The sequence below is a fragment of the Pseudarthrobacter cremeus genome (genome assembly GCF_051857465.1).
Taxonomy (GTDB): Bacteria; Actinomycetota; Actinomycetes; order Actinomycetales; family Micrococcaceae; genus Arthrobacter.
Map to the genome: position 1 here is coordinate 73698 of NZ_JBPZHC010000011.1, position 18525 is coordinate 92222.

Annotated in this window: 17 protein-coding genes; all 17 read left to right on the forward strand. The window is 65.3% G+C overall.

Features of this window, described 5'->3' with window-relative positions; all coding sequences use genetic code 11:
* The first annotated feature begins 36 nt into the window (after positions 1-36).
* The 17 genes from ACS5PJ_RS18490 to ACS5PJ_RS18570 all read left to right on the forward strand — a co-directional run bounded on the left by ACS5PJ_RS18490 (position 37) and on the right by ACS5PJ_RS18570 (position 18519).
* Positions 37-1146, forward strand: coding sequence for a BMP family lipoprotein (locus ACS5PJ_RS18490; RefSeq protein WP_439436326.1), 1110 nt, complete (start codon positions 37-39; stop codon positions 1144-1146).
* Positions 1147-1322: 176 nt separating this feature from the next.
* On the forward strand, positions 1323-2903 hold the full coding sequence (locus ACS5PJ_RS18495; protein WP_439436418.1) for an ABC transporter ATP-binding protein: 1581 nt from the start codon (positions 1323-1325) through the stop codon (positions 2901-2903).
* Positions 2896-4266, forward strand: coding sequence for an ABC transporter permease (locus tag ACS5PJ_RS18500; RefSeq protein WP_439436327.1), 1371 nt, complete (start codon positions 2896-2898; stop codon positions 4264-4266). Before ACS5PJ_RS18495 ends, ACS5PJ_RS18500 begins: the two co-directional genes overlap by 8 nt.
* Positions 4263-5582, forward strand: a complete 1320-nt coding sequence (locus tag ACS5PJ_RS18505) for an ABC transporter permease (protein WP_439436328.1) — start codon at positions 4263-4265, stop codon at positions 5580-5582. Before ACS5PJ_RS18500 ends, ACS5PJ_RS18505 begins: the two co-directional genes overlap by 4 nt.
* Before the next feature lie 5 nt (positions 5583-5587).
* Positions 5588-6007: a cytidine deaminase gene (locus tag ACS5PJ_RS18510; protein ID WP_439436329.1), complete on the forward strand. Its 420-nt coding sequence runs from the start codon at positions 5588-5590 to the stop codon at positions 6005-6007.
* The gene (locus tag ACS5PJ_RS18515) at positions 6004-7317 is read left to right on the forward strand and encodes a thymidine phosphorylase (protein WP_439436330.1); all 1314 of its coding nucleotides are present in this window, start codon (positions 6004-6006) and stop codon (positions 7315-7317) included. Before ACS5PJ_RS18510 ends, ACS5PJ_RS18515 begins: the two co-directional genes overlap by 4 nt.
* A gap of 4 nt (positions 7318-7321) precedes the next feature.
* Positions 7322-7951, forward strand: coding sequence for a DedA family protein (locus ACS5PJ_RS18520; protein WP_439436331.1), 630 nt, complete (start codon positions 7322-7324; stop codon positions 7949-7951).
* 105 nt (positions 7952-8056) lie between these two features.
* The gene (locus ACS5PJ_RS18525; protein ID WP_439436332.1) at positions 8057-8791 is read left to right on the forward strand and encodes a DedA family protein; all 735 of its coding nucleotides are present in this window, start codon (positions 8057-8059) and stop codon (positions 8789-8791) included.
* Positions 8792-8818: 27 nt separating this feature from the next.
* Complete coding sequence (locus ACS5PJ_RS18530) at positions 8819-9973, forward strand: adenosine deaminase (protein WP_439436333.1); 1155 nt, start codon at positions 8819-8821, stop codon at positions 9971-9973.
* 61 nt (positions 9974-10034) lie between these two features.
* The gene (locus ACS5PJ_RS18535) at positions 10035-10646 is read left to right on the forward strand and encodes a MazG nucleotide pyrophosphohydrolase domain-containing protein (protein WP_439436419.1); all 612 of its coding nucleotides are present in this window, start codon (positions 10035-10037) and stop codon (positions 10644-10646) included.
* A 136-nt stretch (positions 10647-10782) separates the two neighbouring features.
* Entirely contained in the window at positions 10783-12063 is a 1281-nt protein-coding gene (gene eno, locus ACS5PJ_RS18540) for a phosphopyruvate hydratase (RefSeq protein WP_439436334.1), read from the forward strand.
* A gap of 183 nt (positions 12064-12246) precedes the next feature.
* Positions 12247-12900 (forward strand): FtsB family cell division protein, encoded by a 654-nt coding sequence (locus tag ACS5PJ_RS18545; RefSeq protein WP_439436335.1) that lies wholly within the window; start codon positions 12247-12249, stop codon positions 12898-12900.
* Positions 12901-12927: 27 nt separating this feature from the next.
* Positions 12928-13599, forward strand: coding sequence for a DUF501 domain-containing protein (locus ACS5PJ_RS18550; RefSeq protein ID WP_439436336.1), 672 nt, complete (start codon positions 12928-12930; stop codon positions 13597-13599).
* The gene (locus tag ACS5PJ_RS18555) at positions 13596-14543 is read left to right on the forward strand and encodes a Ppx/GppA phosphatase family protein (RefSeq protein ID WP_439436337.1); all 948 of its coding nucleotides are present in this window, start codon (positions 13596-13598) and stop codon (positions 14541-14543) included. The genes ACS5PJ_RS18550 and ACS5PJ_RS18555 overlap by 4 nt, the downstream gene beginning before the upstream one ends.
* 36 nt (positions 14544-14579) lie before the next feature.
* Entirely contained in the window at positions 14580-15953 is a 1374-nt protein-coding gene (locus ACS5PJ_RS18560; RefSeq protein WP_439436338.1) for a S8 family serine peptidase, read from the forward strand.
* Positions 15954-15992: 39 nt separating this feature from the next.
* The gene (locus tag ACS5PJ_RS18565) at positions 15993-17489 is read left to right on the forward strand and encodes an NAD(P)/FAD-dependent oxidoreductase (protein WP_439436339.1); all 1497 of its coding nucleotides are present in this window, start codon (positions 15993-15995) and stop codon (positions 17487-17489) included.
* Positions 17490-17574: 85 nt separating this feature from the next.
* Positions 17575-18519: an N-acetyltransferase gene (locus tag ACS5PJ_RS18570; RefSeq protein WP_439436340.1), complete on the forward strand. Its 945-nt coding sequence runs from the start codon at positions 17575-17577 to the stop codon at positions 18517-18519.
* Positions 18520-18525: the final 6 nt, after the last annotated feature.

Here is an 18525-nt window from a genome sequence, read left to right on the forward strand (position 1 = left end):
TCGAGTCGTAGCGCCACTCTCTTCCTGGAGGAAATTTTGAAAAAACCCCTGCGTGCCTCGTTCCGTCGCGGTTCAATGGCCGGCGTGGCCACTGTGGGTGCTGCGGCACTCCTGTTGACCGGCTGCGGCGCGGCCCCCGAGGCCGGCAGCACGGCCAGCAAGACGGCACTGGACTACACCGGCTGCATCGTGTCGGACTCCGGCGGATTCGACGACCAGTCGTTCAACCAGTCCTCCTACGAGGGCCTGAAGAAGACTGAGAAGGACCTGAGCATCAAGGTCAACCAGGTGGAGTCCAAGACCAACAATGACTTTGAGCCGAACCTGCGCGCCATGGTCACTGCCGGCTGCGACCTGACCATCACGGTCGGCTTCCTGCTCGGTGACGCCACCAAGGCCCAGGCCACCGCCAACCCGGCCAGCCACTTTGCGATTATCGACTTTGGCTACGCTCAGCCCATCAGCAACGTCAAGCCGATTATCTATGACACCGCCCAGGCCGCGTTCCTGGCAGGGTACCTCGCGGCAGGGTCCACCAAGACCGGTACGGTGGCCACCTTTGGCGGAATCAAGATCCCCACCGTCACCATCTTCATGGACGGCTACGCCGACGGCGTGAAGTACTACAACGAGAAGAAAGGCAAGAACGTCAAGGTCCTTGGTTGGGACAAAGCCAAGCAGGACGGCTCCTTCACCGGCGACTTCGAAAAGCAGGACAAGGGCAAGCAGTTCACCCAGAACTTCCTGGACCAGGGCGCTGACATCGTGATGCCCGTCGCCGGTCCGGTCGGCAAGGGTGCGGGAGCGGCCCTGAAGGAAGCCAAGGCGGCAGGCAAGGACGTCAAGATGATCTGGGTTGACTCCGACGGGTTCCTCACCGCGCCGGACTACAAGGACCTCATGCTGTCCTCGGTCATGAAGCAGATGGGCGATGCCGTCGAGACCGTTGTGAAGGAAGACACCGAAGGCAAGTTCACCAACACGCCCTACGTCGGAACCCTCGCGAACGGCGGAGTTCAGCTGGCACCCTTCCACAGCTTCGATGCCCAGGTCGCGGCTGACCTGAAGTCCGAGCTGGACCAGATCAAGAAGGACATTGTCGAGGGCAAGCTGAAGGTCGAATCGGCGGCCAGCCCGAAGGCCTAACCACCACGAGCAGCGCCACCCCCGGATGGTCAAAGACTGGCCGGGCGGTGGCGCTTTTCGTTGAATATCGTCCCTTCGGGGGCTCCGCTTCGCCCAGGACTGCAGGCACTAAGCTGGTGCTGCAGCCGCATATCCCGTCCGGTCGGTCTACGGACGCTTCGAGAATGGTCAGAGTTTTGAAACTTGAACTCAGAGGGATCACTAAACGCTTCGGCTCACTGCTCGCCAACGATCACATCGACGTGGTGGTTGAACCCGGACAGATCCACTGTCTGCTGGGCGAGAACGGGGCCGGCAAGTCCACCCTCATGAATGTGCTGTACGGGCTGTATGAGCCCACCGAGGGCGAGATCCTTATCGATGGCAAGGCCGTATCCTTCCGTGGCCCGGGGGACGCGATGGCCGCCGGCATCGGCATGGTGCACCAGCACTTCATGCTGGTCCCCGTATTCACCGTGGCCGAGAACGTCGCGCTGGGAGCCGAGTCCACCAAGGCAGGCGGCTTCCTGAACCTGGACACCACCCGCCGCAAGATCAAGGAAATCTCGGACCGGTACGGTTTCGACGTCGACCCCGACGCCCTGGTGGAGGACCTGCCGGTGGGGGTGCAGCAGCGCGTGGAAATCATCAAGGCCCTCGTCCGCGACGCCAAAGTACTCATCCTCGATGAGCCCACCGCCGTGCTGACCCCGCAGGACACGGACGAACTCCTGGACATCATGCGCCAGCTCAAGAGCCACGGAACGTCAATCGTGTTCATCTCCCACAAACTCCGCGAGGTCAAGGCCATATCGGACACCATTACCGTGATCCGGCGCGGGAAAGTGGTGGGTACTGCCAGTCCGGCCGCGTCTACCACTGAACTTGCCTCGATGATGGTGGGCCGGGCCGTCAGCCTCACCCTGGACAAGGCGCCGGCCAAGCCGCAGGAAAAGACCTTCCAGGTCAAGGACCTCACCGTGATCGCCCCCACCGGCCAGCACGTGGTGGACGGCATCTCCTTTGATATCGCGCGCGGCGAGATCCTGGCGATTGCCGGTGTCCAGGGCAACGGCCAGACGGAGTTGACCGAGGCAATCCTTGGCCTGCAGGACCGGGTCCATGGCTCCATCCTGCTCGACGGCGAGGAACTTCTGGGCCGCAGCGTCAAGGAAATCCTGAACGCCGGCGTCGGCTTTGTTCCCGAAGACCGCTCGGTTGATGGCCTGATCGGTACGTTCTCCATCGCGGAGAACCTGATCCTGGACCGTTACGACCAGCCCCCGTTCGCCAAAGGCATCAGCCTGAGCCCGGCCAAGGTCCTGGAAAACGCAAAGACGAGGATCACCGAGTTCGACGTCCGGACGCCCTCCGGCGATCTTGCCGCCGGCACGCTGTCCGGCGGCAACCAGCAAAAACTGGTGATGGCGCGGGAACTTTCACGTCCGCTGCGGCTGTTTATTGCATCCCAGCCCACCCGTGGCGTGGACGTCGGTTCCATCGAGTTCCTGCACAAGCGGATCGTCGCCGAGCGGGATCATGGCACCCCCGTCATGATTGTCTCCACGGAACTGGATGAGGTCATTGAACTCGCCGACCGCATCGCCGTCCTCTACAAAGGAAAGCTGGTGGGCATCGTTCCCGCAGGCACCGGCCGCGGTGTCCTGGGCCTCATGATGGCCGGCCTCCTGCCCGATGACGCAGCCACCCCCGCGCCCGCCCTGCCCGATCCCGCGTCAACGTCCCCCTCCAGCGCCGAAGGAGGCGAACATGCCTGACGAACAGCCGCAAGAACCCGGCGCTGAACAGCATCGAAAACACCGTGAGCCCAAACCTGCTGCCGAGGAAACCGCAGCCGTAGCGGCGGTTGACACCGCCGGCGGCGCCATCGGGCCCTCGGCTGTGCCGGCCACTGCCCAAAGCGGGAAGCTTCCTGGCGCACCGGACTCCCTGGCCCGCAGGATCTTCACCGGCAGCGGGACGGTCTCTGTCCTGTCGGTCCTGCTCGCACTCCTCATCGGAGGTCTGCTGATAGCCAGCACGGACGAGCGCGTAGGGGCCACGGCCTCCTACCTGTTTGCCCGCCCCACAGATTTCCTGACCGCTGTCTGGAACGCCGCCACCCGCTCCTACATCGCACTGTTCCAGGGTTCGGTCTTCAACCCCCGCGGTGCCGGCGTCGCCATGCAGTTCGCTCCGCTGATGGAAACCCTGACGATCGCCACTCCCCTGATCACCGCGGGCCTCGGCGTGGCACTGGCGTTCCGGGCAGGCCTCTTTAATATCGGCGCCCAGGGCCAGATCATCATCGCCGGAATCCTGGCGGCGTGGGCCGGCTTCGCCCTGCACCTCCCCATCGGCCTGCACCTGCTGCTGGTCCTGCTGGCGGGCATAATCGGCGGTGCCATCTGGGGCGGCATGGTGGGCCTGCTCAAAGCCCGCACAGGTGCACACGAGGTCATTCTGACCATCATGTTCAACTACATCGCCCTGTACTTCCTCCGGTACCTGCTCAACACTCCGGCGTTCCAGCGCCCGGGGGAGTCCAACCCCATCTCGCCCATCCTGGATCCGTCGGCTGTCTACCCGCAGATCTTCGGCACCCAGTACCGCCTGCACCTCGGTTTCATCCTCGCCATCGCCGCGACGGTCCTGGTCTGGTGGCTTCTGAACCGCTCGACGGTCGGCTTTGAATTCCGGGCCGTGGGAGCCAATCCCAAGGCTGCCCAGACGGCGGGGATCAACGTCTCACGTTCCACCATCCTGGTGATGGCCATCGCCGGTGCCCTCGCGGGCATGTCCGGCGTGGCCCAGGTGGCAGGCACGGAGAAGGTCCTCACCGACGGCGTGGCCGCAACGTACGGCTTCGATGCGATCACCGTGGCGCTGCTGGGGCGCTCGACGCCGTGGGGGACTTTTGCTGCCGGGCTGCTGTTCGGCGCCTTCCGGGCCGGCGCCGTCCAGATGCAGATCCAGACGGGCACCCCCATCGACATTGTCCTGGTGGTTCAGTCGCTGATCGTCCTGTTCATCGCAGCCCCACCCCTGGTCCGGGCCGTGTTCGGACTGAATCCGAGGCGCAGGAAGCCTGCAAAGGCCGCAAAGTCACAGCAGGCAGCAACTACCGGAGGTGCCGTATGAGCGCAACAGCAACATCGCCACTGCCGGGAAAGCCTGGAACCCCGCCCGCTGCCGGGGAGGCCCTGGCCGTCTCAGCCAAGCCCGTGACCTGGAAGACCCCTGTGCTGCTCGGCGTCCTGGGCCTTGTCGCCTTCATCTTCTTTGGCGTGATGGCGCCCAACGAGACCGCGAGTTTCGGCATTTCCACGAGCGGTGACTTTTTCCAGCTCCCGGCCCTCCAGGTGCCGGCGCTGCCGGGCGGGATTGTCCTGTCCGTCATCCTGCTGGGCCTGGCCGCGTACGCCATTTACCTCAAGACCAAGGACAGGGCGGCCCCGGCCTGGATCCCCATCGCTTTCATTGTCGTGTTCGTTGCAGCCTTCCTGATCTGGGTCGTGGGTGGCGCCCGTACCCCCACTATCTCGCTGGCGGGCCTCATAGCCGGCTCCGTGACGCTTGCCGTTCCACTTGTCTTCGGGTCCTTGTCCGGAGTGCTCTGCGAACGGGTGGGCGTGGTCAACATCGCCATTGAAGGCCAGCTCCTGGGGGGCGCGTTCACCGCCGCCATCGTGGCCAGCGTAACCGGCAACCCATTTATGGGGCTGCTGGCCGCGGCGGTCGCCGGCGCCGCCGTCTCCATGGTGCTGGCCCTTTTCAGCATCAAGTATCTGGTCAACCAGATCATCGTTGGAGTGGTGCTGAACGTCCTCGTATCCGGTGTCACCGGATTCCTGTTCAGCACGGTCATGCAGGCCAACACCGACCTGTTCAACTCACCGGGCCGGCTGCCCATCATCGATATCCCGGTCCTGTCCAGCATTCCCATCATCGGCCCTATCCTGTTCAGGCAGTCCGTAGTGGGGTATCTGATGTACATCGCAGTGTTCGTGGTGTGGGTCGGGCTGTTCAAGACCAAATGGGGCCTCCGGGTAAGGGCTGTTGGCGAACACCCCCAGGCTGCCGACACGATGGGGATCAAGGTCAACGCCACGCGCTTCTGGAACGTCACCCTGGGCGGCGCCATTGCCGGCATCGGCGGCTCATTCTTCACCCTCGTGGCCATCGACAGCTTCACCAAGGAAATCTCCGGCGGCCGCGGCTTCATCGCCCTGGCCGCACTGATCTTCGGCCGGTGGAACCCGATCGGTGCCTTCTTCGCAGCCCTGCTGTTCGGCTTTGCCGACAACCTGCAGAGCATCGTGACCATCATCGGAACCCCGGTGCCGAGCCAGTTCATGGCCATGCTGCCGTACCTGGTGACGGTCCTTGCAGTGGCCGGCCTGGTGGGCCGGTCCAGGCCGCCCGCGGCCAGCGGTATCCCGTACGTGAAGGGTTGACCGCGGTGGATCACCCCGGCGCAGAGGCCAGTGCTGTTGACTGGCGCGCACTGGAAACGGCCGCCGTAGCTGCCATGAAGAATGCGTACGCGCCGTACTCGAAGTTCCCGGTGGGTGCTGCAGCCCTCACAGACGGCGGACGCATCGTCAGCGGCTGCAACGTGGAGAACGCCAGTTACGGCCTTACCCTGTGCGCCGAATGCGCGCTGGTGGGCAACCTCCGGATGACCGGTGGAGGGCTGCTCCGCGCCTTCTACTGCGTTGACGCCGGCGGGAACGTACTGATGCCGTGTGGCCGTTGCCGCCAGCTGCTCTACGAATTCCGGGCTCCCGGAATGGAGCTCATGACCACCCAAGGCATCAAGACCATGGACCAGGTGCTGCCAGACGCATTTGGTCCCCAGAACCTGGAGGACCGAACATGAGCCAAAGAACTGAAGCCTTCGACGCCGTCGACATCATCCGGACCAAACGGGACCGGGGCGTCCTCAGCCCTGACCAGATCGACTGGACCATCGATGCCTACACCCGCGGCGTGATCGCCGACGAACAGATGGCGGCCCTGAACATGGCCATCCTGCTCAACGGCATGGACCGCGCCGAAATCTCTCGCTGGACCGCGGCGATGATCGCTTCGGGCGAGCGGATGGACTTCTCCGGCCTTCGGCGTCCCGATGGCGGCGTGAAGGCCACCAGCGACAAACACTCCACCGGGGGAGTGGGCGACAAGATCACCCTGCCGCTGGCGCCCCTGGTGGCGGTGTTCGGTGTTGCCGTTCCGCAGCTGTCAGGCAGGGGCCTGGGGCACACCGGCGGCACCCTGGACAAGCTGGAATCGATCCCCGGCTGGCGGGCAGCATTGAGCAATGAAGAGATTCTGGCGCAGCTGCAGGACGTGGGCGCGGTGATCTGCGCTGCGGGAGCAGGGCTGGCACCGGCCGACAAGAAGCTGTATGCCCTGCGGGACGTCACCGGCACGGTGGAGGCCATCCCGTTGATCGCCTCGTCGATCATGAGCAAGAAGATCGCCGAGGGTACCGGCTCGCTGGTCCTGGACGTCAAGGTGGGCAGCGGAGCGTTCATGAAGGACGAAGCCCGGGCACGCGAACTGGCCGAAACCATGGTGGCCCTCGGCAAGGACGCCGGGGTCAACACCGTGGCGCTGCTGACCAACATGAGCACCCCGCTCGGGCTGACGGCCGGCAACGCCATCGAAGTGGAGGAGTCCGTGGAGGTCCTGGCCGGCGGCGGCCCAGAGGATGTCGTGGAACTGACGGTTCGCCTGGCCGAAGAGATGCTGGCGTGCGCCGGCGTCCACGACGCTGACGTCCGCGCCGCCCTGCAGGACGGCCGGGCCATGGATGTATGGAACCGGATGATCGAGGCGCAGGGTGGCGATCCACGGGCGAAGCTGCCGGTAGCCAAAGAGTCCGAAACTGTCTATGCCCCGGCCGACGGCGTCCTGGTCGAGCTCGATGCCCTGGCCGTGGGCGTCGCCGCCTGGCGCCTCGGGGCCGGGCGTGCGCGCAAGGAAGACGCCGTGCAGGCCGGCGCCGGCGTCCGTCTGCACGCGAAGCCGGGAGCAGTGGTTCGTGCCGGCGAACCCCTGATGACCCTGCTCACGGACACCCCGGAGAAATTCGCCCGTGCGAAGGAATCCCTGGAAAACGCAGTGATGATCGCTCCCGAAGGTTCACGCCCGGCCCAGCAACTCATCATCGACCGCATAGCATAAGTAAATGCAGGCCATCAACGACTTCATCCTCGCTGCCGCCGGGCAGCCCTGGGTGTTGCTCCTGGTGCTGGCCTGCTGCCTGATTGACGGCTTCTTCCCGCCCATACCCAGCGAATCCGTGGTGGTGGGCCTGGCCGCTGTGGCCGCCACCGCGGATGTCCCCAACCCATGGCTGCTCATGCTTGTTGCAGGATTGGGAGCCTTCTCGGGCGACAACATTGCCTACCTCATCGGGCGCAGGGTCGGGACCCGGCGCTGGAACTGGATGCGGGGCCCGCGTATGCAAAGCGGGTTCCGCTGGGCAGGCCACGAACTGAGGAAACGGCCGGCGTCGCTGATCCTGGTGGCGCGATTCATTCCGATCGGCCGCGTGGCAGTGAACCTCACTGCGGGAGTCACGCACTATCACCATCTGCGTTTCGTCGGACTGACAGCCCTCTCCGCCACGCTCTGGGCCGCGTATTCCGTGGGAATCGGATTGTTCTTCGGCCAATGGTTTGAAGACAACCACCTGCTCGGCGCAGCCATCGCCATTGTCTGCGCCATAGGCCTCGGCATCCTCGTGGATCTGGTCATCAACCGCTTTAAAGGGAAGGTCCCGGTGGTGGAGCGGCTGAAGGACCCCGAAGCCTAGGTCTGCGGTGCGCCCGCCGTAGCGGACCACGTCCGCGGCATGGGACACTGAATAGCGATTTACATCACTTCCGGCTGCAACATTTCGTCTAGGAGCAACACCCGCGTGGAGTTTATTAATGAGGCCGTGCTCCATGCGGCGGGCCAATGGTGGATCTACCCCGTCCTGCTGGTGTTCTTCTTCATTGACGGCTTCGCCATGGTGGTCCCCAGCGAGACCCTGATCGTTGCACTGGCAGCCTTCTCCCGCCACAGCGGCGAACCAAACCTCTGGATCCTCGGCCTGACGGCGCTGATCGGCGCCATCGCAGGCGACAATATGGCCTTTATGCTGGGCCGCAGGATCGGCCTGGAACGCTGGCGGTGGATGCGCCGGCCCAAAGTCCAGAAGGCCTTCGGCTGGGCGCGGTATGAGCTCGAAAAGCGCGGCGCCGTCCTGATCTTCACCGCCCGCTACATCCCATGGGGCCGTGTGGCGGTCAACTACGTCGCCGGCAGCACCGGTTTCGCGCACCGCCGCTTCTTCCTCCTGGATGCCTTCGCCTGCCTGACCTGGGTGGGGTACTCGATCGGCATCGGCGTGCTGGCCAGCTCCTTCCCCTGGCTGCACAACAACCCGCTCCTGAGTGCAGGGATCGCCGTAGTGTTCGCCATCGTCCTGGGCGTCCTCATCGACCACCTCCTGCGCTGGTGGCATAAGCACCTGGCCCGCAACGACGCCGAAGTTGTAGACGAATGGCTCGACGGCGGCCGCGAAGGTGCCCTTCCTTCGCATGATCAGGCCCTCCTTGCCGCAACGTCGGCCGACGCCGAGCAACCCGGAACACAGCCGCTGGCATAAGGCGTCCGCCGACCCTAAGGTTGGAAGGTGACTGAGCCTATTGTTGACACTGCCCCTGCCATCGATTTCGACCTGAAGAGCCTGCCGAAGGTTTCGCTTCACGACCACCTGGACGGTGGTCTCCGTCCCGCCACCATCATCGAACTGGCCGAGGCTGTTGGGCACACGTTGCCTTCCACGGATCCGGTTGCGCTGGGCCAGTGGTTCCGCGAATCAGCCGACTCCGGTTCGCTGGTCCGCTACCTGGAGACCTTCGACCACACGGTTGCCGTGATGCAGACCAAAGAGGCCCTGGTCCGTGTGGCCAAGGAGTTCGTCGAGGACCTGGCGGATGACGGCGTGGTGTACGGCGAAGTACGCTGGGCGCCCGAGCAGCACCTCCGGAAGGGCCTCTCGCTGGATGAAGCGGTGGAGGCGGTGCAGGAGGGCCTCGAGGCCGGCGTTGACGCTGTGGCCGGGACCGGCCGGGAAATCCAGGTGGGCCAGCTGATCACCGCCATGCGGCACGCCGACCGTGGCCAGGAAATCGCCGAACTTGCTGTCCGGCACCGCAACAAGGGCGCTGTTGGCTTCGACATCGCCGGGGCTGAAGACGGCTTCCTGCCCTCACGCTTCAAGGACGCCTTCACGTACCTCGCCCAGAACAACTTTCCCGCCACGGTTCACGCCGGCGAGGCCGCAGGGCTCGAGAGCATCCAGTCCGCGCTGGTGGACGGACGGGCGCTGAGGCTGGGCCACGGCGTGCGCATCGCCGAAGACATCATGGTCGAATTCGAGGACGAGCAAGGCGAAGAAAGTGCCGAGGGCGATGAAGACAGCATCGGCCTGGTCACCCTGGGCGACCTCTCCAGCTGGATCCGCGACCGCGGCATCGCCCTGGAGATCTGCCCGTCCTCGAACCTCCAGACCGGGGCGATCGCCGGGTTTGGCGAGGGCATCGAGAGCCACCCGCTGGACATGCTCTACCAGCTCGGCTTCAACGTGACCATCAATACGGACAACCGGCTGATGAGCGGCGTGACGCTGACTGACGAGTTCGAGCTGCTCGTGGAAACGTTCGACTACGACCTCGATGACCTCCTGGAGCTCACCCTCAACGCCGCCGAGGCATCCTTTCTGCCGCTCGAGGAAAAGGAAGCGCTGGTGGAGTACATCAACGACACCTACGCCAACCTTGGCTGATCAGGCCCCCGTCGACCGGCTTGTTACGGTGATAGCCCAGCTGCGTGAGCACTGCCCGTGGATGGGGGCGCTGACCCATGCCTCGCTGGTGGAATACCTCCTGGAGGAGGCGTTTGAGGTCGCCGAGACCATCGAGACCGGCACTGACGACGCCGAACTCCGCGGCGAGCTGGGTGACGTGCTGCTCCAGGTGGTGCTGCACGCCCGGCTCGCCGAGGAGCGGGGTGCGTTCACGTTCGACGACGTCGCTCGCGGACTGAGCGAGAAAATGGTCCGCCGCAATCCGCACGTGTTCCGGCCCGACGGGTCACTTCAGGACAGCTTCCCGGCCACGGTCGAGGAGATCGTCAAGAAGTGGGATGCCGTCAAAACCGCGGAAAGACCGGAGCGGAACAGCCCTCTCGACGGGATACCGGAGGCCCTGCCTGCGCTGGCGAAGGCACACAAGTTCCTTGACCGGGCTGCCCGCGCCGGAGTTGCCGTGGAGCCGCAGGACAGCGGCGCCCCGGAACATCCGGTGGCGGGACTCGTTCAAACCGCCGCATCCGAAGCGGAACTGGGCGAGCTGCTGCTCGCCGTCGTCGGCTCCGCACGCGCAAAAGGGTTCGACGCCGAGCGTGCCCTTCGCGGTGCCATCCGGCAGTTCCAGCAACAGCAAACCCTGCCATCATGACGTCCGGGTGCTGGATGGGTTTCCGTAACCTGCACCACTCTCGACTACGCTAGGTCCTGACCAGGACGTCCCAGACTTTCCGCTAGTTCCAGCAGTTAGATTCCCTGTAAATCGCTTCACCTGAAGGAGCAAATCCATGGCGCTTATCGATGCCATCCACGCCCGCGAGATCCTCGATTCCCGCGGCAACCCGACCGTAGAAGTTGAAGTACTGCTCTCCGATGGCCAGATCGGCCGCGCGGCAGTACCTTCCGGCGCCTCCACCGGTGAGCACGAGGCCGTTGAGCTTCGCGACGGTGACAAGGGCCGTTACCTCGGCAAGGGCGTCCAGAAGGCCGTTGACGCCGTCATCGACCAGATCGCTCCGGCCCTGACCGGCTTCGACGCCACCGACCAGCGCAGCATCGACCAGGCCATGATTGACCTGGACGGCACCCCCAACAAGGGCAAGCTGGGCGCCAACGCCATCCTCGGCGTTTCCCTGGCCGTGGCCAACGCTGCCGCCGCCTCCGCAGATCTGCCGCTGTACAAGTACCTGGGCGGCCCGAACGCCCACGTTCTGCCCGTGCCGCTGATGAACATCCTCAACGGCGGCTCGCACGCCGACTCCGACGTCGACATCCAGGAATTCATGGTTGTCCCGCTCGGTGCCGAAACCTTCTCCGAAGGCCTCCGCTGGGGCGTCGAGGTCTACCACGCGCTCAAGGCCGTGCTCCAGGAAAAGGGCCTGTCCACGGGCCTCGGCGACGAGGGCGGCTTCGCCCCGAACCTGCCCTCCAACCGCGCTGCCCTGGACCTGATCCAGGAAGCCATCAAGAACGCCGGCTACACCCCGGGCAAGGACATCGCACTGGCCCTGGACGTCGCCTCCTCCGAGTTCTTCACCGACGGCGCCTACCAGTTCGAGGGCAAGGCACTGAACTCCAGCGAAATGAGCGCCTACTACGCCGAACTCGTCGCCGACTACCCGCTGGTGTCCATCGAGGACCCGCTGGATGAGAACGACTGGGACGGCTGGAAGACCCTCACGGACGCCATTGGCGACAAAGTCCAGCTCGTGGGCGATGACCTCTTCGTCACCAACCCTTCCATCCTGCAGCGCGGCATCGAGACCAAGACCGCCAACTCGCTTCTGGTGAAGGTCAACCAGATCGGTTCGCTGACCGAAACGCTGGACGCCGTCAGCATGGCCCAGCGTGCCGGGTACACCACCATCACCTCGCACCGCTCCGGCGAGACCGAGGACACCACCATCGCCGACATCTCGGTGGCCACCAACGCCGGGCAGATCAAAACCGGCGCCCCGGCACGGTCCGAGCGTGTTGCCAAGTACAACCAGCTGCTGCGCATCGAAGAAGAACTCGACGACGCCGCACGCTACGCCGGGCGCAGCGCGTTCCCGCGTTTCAAGGGCTAGTAGCCGCGTAAACCACTGACCGGTGGCTATGGTTGAAAGACCATAGCCACCGGTTTTCGTTTCGGCCGGAATTTCTGCCGGCACCTGTTTCAGCCGGCAGTTGTTCCAGCCGGCATTTGTTCAGCCGGCATTTGTCCAGCGCAGAGTTTCGGCCCGAGGCAGGCCGCACGTTTCAGGAGTGTCATGGCAACCCGCCGTCCCAAAGTTCCCAAGGCCGCTGCCAGATCCCAAGCCGCAACGGATGCCGCCAAGGACGCCACGGATGTCATCCGTGCCGATTTCGGCGGTTCCGGCGGTTCCAAGGACAAACCTGCGGCCTCCATAGCGGCAGGAAACCTGAAAGCCGGGACCAAAGCCAAGGCCAGCGCGGTCTCAACGCGGCGAAGCGGTACCGCACCTTCCTCGAACCCGGCCCCGGGCGGCGAAGCGTCCCACGACGACGGCCAACCCGTCCCGGCCAAGGCCTTCTCCGGCCGGATGCTGGCCCTTGCCGTGGTGGTGATTGCCATCACCATCATGCTGGCGCCCACAGTGAAGATCTTCTTCGACAAACGCGCCGAACTATCCGCCTTGAGCGCCGATATTGAGTCACGCCAGGTGGAGCAGGATACCCTCCGGCAGCAGATCTCCCGCTGGCAGGATCCCAACTACGTGAAGCAGCAGGCCCGCGACCGCATTAACATGGTTATGCCGGGTGAATCCGGCTACTGGGTCTTCGGCAGCGATCTGCCGGCCGGAACAAGCAGTAGCCTGACCGCCACGGCAGTACAAGACCCCGCCGATCTGCCGTGGGTGGATTCCCTGTGGGAGTCCATCAGGCGTGCGGCCACAGACTGAACAGTTACAGGAAGGATGGCCGCGCCAGTGGAAGAAAACACGGCAACAGTGCCGGAGAAGTCCCGCCAGCCATCAGAGCATGATCTTGAAGTACTCAGCAGGCAGCTGGGCCGGCCGGTGCGCGACGTCGTGGAGATCCCGGCCCGGTGTGTGTGCGGCAACCCGCTCGTCGCAGCAACGGCGCCGCGCCTGAGCAACGGCACACCGTTTCCCACCACGTTCTACCTCACGCACCCGGTGATTACCTCGGCAGTCTCCCGGCTCGAAGCGGCCGGAGTCATGAACGACATGAACGAGCGCCTGACCGCGGATGAGCTGCTCGCCGCCGCCTACCGGTCGGCCCATGAGGATTACCTGGCGGCGCGGTCAGCCATCGGCCAGCGTTCGGGCATCGGAGCCGTCCCGGAGATAGATGGCACTTCCGCCGGGGGAATGCCCAATCGCGTCAAGTGCCTGCATGTCCTGGTGGGCCATTCGCTGGCAGCCGGGCCGGGCGTCAATCCGCTGGGAGACGAGGCCATCGCGGGCATCAGTGAATGGTGGACCGCTGACCGGTGCTACTGCGATGGAGCGTGGGACACGGCGGGGGAGGCCCCATCGAAGGACCTGAGCCGGCATGGACCGCAGGGCCTGCCCGGGATCGTGGGACGGCCGGCTCCTGTGCGCAAGGCTTCGGGCAGCAGCGAGGCAGCTTCATGACCCGCGTCGCTGCCATCGACTGCGGCACGAACTCCATCCGCCTGCTCATCGCCGACATCGACCGGAGCAACGGAACGGCGAAGCTGACGGACGTGGTCCGTGAAATGCGTGTGGTCCGCCTTGGCCAAGGCGTCGACGCCACCGGTGAACTCGCCCCCGAAGCGCTGGAGCGCACGTTCGCGGCCACTGCGGATTACGCCGCCATGATCCGCGAGCACGGTGCCGGGGCCGTCCGTTTTGTGGCCACCTCGGCCAGCCGCGATGCCAGCAACCGCCAGGTCTTTGTGGACGGTATCCGGGACCTGCTTGGCGTGGAGCCGGAGGTTATCTCGGGCGACGAAGAGGCCGCGCTGTCCTTCGCCGGGGCCAGCAGCGTCCTGCCCATCCTTGACGGTGACCAGGTCCTGGTGGTCGACCTCGGCGGCGGAAGCACGGAATTCGTCCTCGGTACGGCCGGCGGTGTCACGGCCGGCAAATCCGTGGACATCGGCTGCGTCCGCCTGACCGAGAGGCACCTGAAGAGCGATCCCCCCACGGCGGAACAGGTCGCCGCGGCAACCGCCGACGTCGACGCCGCCATCACCCTTGCAGGACTGGACGTGCCGCTGGAACGCGCCACCGCCGTCGTCGGGGTGGCCGGGTCCATCACCACCATCACAGCGCATGCGCTGCGCCTGCCTGAGTATTTGCCTGAGGCGATCCACGGAACCGAACTTCCCATCGAGGACATCGCCGCTGCAGCCACCGACCTCCTGGAAATGCCGCGGGCGGAACGGGGAGCCCTGCCGTACATGCACCCCGGCCGTGTGGACGTTATCGGTGCCGGCGGACTGGTGTGGCGGCGCATCCTGGAGCGGCTGAACGAACTCAGTGCGGGCCGGATCGTTACGGCCACGGCCAGTGAACACGATATTCTTGATGGAATTGCCCTGAGCCTCGACTGACTTTAGGCTCAGCAAACAAAAACACGGGGACCCCACATGACCAGAGCAACAGCACGGTTCCGACGGACCGCCTCAGCTCTTCTGGCAGTGTCCCTCGCGGGCATCAGCCTGGCCGCCGGCCTGGCTCTGGCACCCGCAGCACAGGCGGATGCCGAGCGGGACAAACAGTATTGGCTGGCGGAAGCCGGCATCACGAAGGCCTGGGATGTTTCCAAGGGCGCCGGAGTAAAGATCGCGGTGATCGACAGCGGCGTGGATGCCACGCATCCTGACCTTAAAGGCGCCGTGACCGGAGGCTTCGACGTGTCAGGCGCGGGAAGCCCCAACGGACAAAAAACCCTTGGCGTCAAGCCCGAACACGGGACCCTGGTGGCCACCATGCTGGCCGGACGGGGGCACCAGCCGGCCAGTTCCACCGCCTCCCCGAGCCCTGCCCCGTCGGGCGCAGGGCCCGACGGCATGGTGGGCGTGGCGCCCGAGGCCGAGATCCTGTCCGTGTCCACCTGGCTGGGGTCGGCGAACCCCGCCGGCAAGAGCGATCAGGACCAGATTCCCGAAGCGGTCCGCTGGGCTGTGGACAACGGTGCCAAAGTCATCAACATCTCCCTGGGAAGCACCACTCCGCAGTGGCCCCAAAGCTGGGACGCCGCCTTTCTCTATGCCGAACAGAAGGACGTGGTGATCGTTGCCGCGGCCGGAAACAGGGTAGGCGGCAATCTCCAGGTGGGGGCTCCGGCCACCATCCCCGGCGTCCTGACCGTGGCCGGACTGGACCGCAAGGGCGTGGCGAGTGTCGACTCGTCGTCCCAGGGGATCAGCATCGGCGTGGCTGCACCGGCGGAGAACCTGCTGGGCGGCCTTCCCGGCGGCGGCTACGCAGAATGGGCAGGCACTTCCGGGGCCACTCCGATCGTCGCCGGCGTTGCCGCCCTCATCCGTTCCAAGTGGCCTGACATGAGTGCCAAACAGGTCATCAACCGGATCGTGAGCACGGCCAAGGACTCCGGCCCCGCAGGAAAGGATCCGCTGTACGGCTTTGGCGTACTCAACGCCGAGGCCGCCTTGAAGGACTCCGTCCCTGAGGCCGCAGCCAATCCCTTGGGCTCCATTTCCGACTGGATCCGCGTCCACCGCCGCGGAAATCTTGGCACGCCGGCGCCTGTGCCCACCGACGAGGTGGCCAGCGCCGTTCCCACCCTGCCCGAGCCCTCCGTGCCGGCAGCAAAAGCGCCCTCAGGGCGGGACAGCGCCGTCGGCGCCGCCGTCGTCATCGGTTCGGCAGGGCTCTTTGTGGCAATCATCGGGGCGGCGGCATTCCAACTGCGCCGGGCTGCCAGAAACCCCGGGCTGGCGCGCGAGGAGCCTGACACCGGAGCCGTCAATTCGGTGGACGCCGGCAGCCAAACGTAGTTAGTGAAGATTTTCACAAACTGTTGTATCCTTGAAACCATGGCAACCTCCCCTCAGCTCCAGGACCGTCCCAGGGTACTCGTCGTCGGCGGCGGGTACGTCGGCCTGTACGTAGCCCTCAAACTGCAGAACAAGATCGCGAATGCCGGTGGCATCGTCACGCTCGTGGATCCCCTGCCCTACATGACCTACCAGCCTTTCCTGCCTGAAGTGGCCGGCGGCAACATCGAAGCCCGCCACGCCGTGGTCTCCCACCGCCAGCACCTGAAGCAGACCGAACTCATCCAGGGCAGCGTCACCTCGATCGACCACGCCAACCGCACGGCCGTTGTGGCCTCAGCGGACGGCAGCGGGCACTTTGAGGTTCCCTACTTCGACATCGTGGTTGCCGCTGGCGCCATCACCCGCACCTTCCCCATCAAGGGACTGGCGGACAAGGGCATCGGCCTGAAGACCATCGAAGAGGCCGTGGCCCTTCGGAACAAGGTGCTTGAGCGCATTGAGGCAGCCTCCACCATCACCGATCCCGCAGAACGCGCCAAGGCCCTGACCTTCGTGGTGGTGGGCGGCGGATTCGCCGGGATCGAGTGCATCACCGAGATGGAGGACCTGGCCCGCGCCGCGGTCCGCAACAACCCGCGGGTCAAGCAGGAGGAAGTCCGCTTTGTCCTCGTTGAGGCCATGGGACGCATCATGCCCGAGGTCACCGCTTCCCAGGCGGAATGGGTGGTGGAGCACCTGCGCAGCCGCGGCATCGAGGTCCTGCTGAACACCTCACTGGACAGCGCCGAGGGAACCCTGAAGCTGATCAACCTGCCGGACAAGAGCTTTGCCCAGGAATTTGAAGCTGACACGCTGGTCTGGACTGCCGGTGTGCAGGCCAACCCGATGATCCGCTCCTCCGACTTCCCGCTGGAACCCCGCGGCCGCGTCCGCGTCCTCCCGGACCTCCGCATCGCCGGTGACGAGGGCATCATCGAGAACGCCTGGGCCGCCGGCGACATCGCTGCCGTACCGGACCTCACGGGCAACGGCCTGCCGGACGGAACGTGCGTCCCCAACGCCCAGCACGCACTGCGCCAGGCCAAGCGCCTCGCGAAGAACCTGTGGGCTTCCCGCTGGGACAAGCCGCTGAAGGACTACAAGCACAAGAACCTTGGCGCTGTGGCCGGCTTCGGCGAGTGGAAGGGTGTTGCCAACATCAACCTCGTGGGCCGCATCGGCCTCAAGGGCCCGCTCGCCTGGCTGGCACACCGCGGTTACCACGGTATGGCCATGCCCACCGTGGAGCGCAAGATCCGCGTCATCATGGGTTGGATCCTCTCGTTCTTCATGGGCCGTGACACCACACAGCTCATCGACCTGGACAACCCTCGTGGTGCCTTTGTCGCCGCCGCCACTCCCGCGCCCAAGCCTGCGGCGGCTGCGGCTCCTGCAGCGGGCGCTCCAGCGGTGTCCGCCGGGGCGGCGCAGCCCGGCTCCGCTGCGGCAACCAGCGTGGACCCCAAACAGTCAGTCACCGCTGACGCCAAGTAGCACGCGCAGGTCTTAACGCCCGACGGCGGCTGTCCCCTGGAGGGGCGGCCGCCGTTTTGGCGTTTATGCCTTCTAGACTGGCAGCATGACTGGCGAAAAGAACCTACAGGCCCTCCTGGCTGCGCTCCACCCGGAGCTGCGGGAGGGCGAATATGTCTACGTCCTCTGGCCGCATGGCAGGCCGCTTGCGCCCGGCATCGAAGCTGCTGTCCGCGAGGCTGAGGGCCTCACCGTGGTTCTCCCGCGGGCGGAGGCAGACAGCCTGGGCCTGGACTACGATTTTGTGGCCGCATGGATCACCCTGCAGGTGCATTCTGAACTCGAGGCAATCGGCCTGACGGCCGCCGTCGGCAAGGCACTGACCGACGCCCATATCAGCTGCAACGTGCTGGCCGGGTTCCACCATGACCACCTCCTGGTCCCTGTGGCTGACGCTGCCCGGGCCATCGAAGCACTGGCCGAGCTGTCGGCGGAAAGCCGGCACCAGCCCCGCCCTGCGCTGGTCCTGCGCGACGAAACCCAGGCCGACCGGGGAGCAATCCTGAAACTGACCGCCGAGGCTTTTGCCGTGTCACCCGCCACCGGTCTGCCTTCGGACGGGGAGCCGGCCGAAGTCGAAGTGCTGCGCCAGCTGTTCGAGTGCGCGGAGTACCTGCCGAAGTTCAGCATCGTGGCAGAACTCGACGGCGAGGTGGTGGCCCATGTCATCAGCACCCGCGGGTGGGTGGAGGAGCATGAGCTGCTGGGGCTCGGGCCCATCGGCGTAACCCCCAGGCTCCAGCGCCACGGCATCGGCACTGCCCTCATGAATGAGACCATTTCGCGGGCCAACGCCGCGGGGGAGAGCGGCATTGCCCTTCTGGGGAGCACCGAGTACTACCCGCGCTTCGGCTTCGTGCCCGCCACGTCTTTGGGTGTCCTGCCTCCCGAGGACGTGTGGGCAGACAACTTTCAGCTGTTGCCCTTGGCAGTGTGGCCCGGGGGAGTCCACGGCAGGTTCCGGTATGCCGAACCATTCAACCGCCTTTGACGGGAT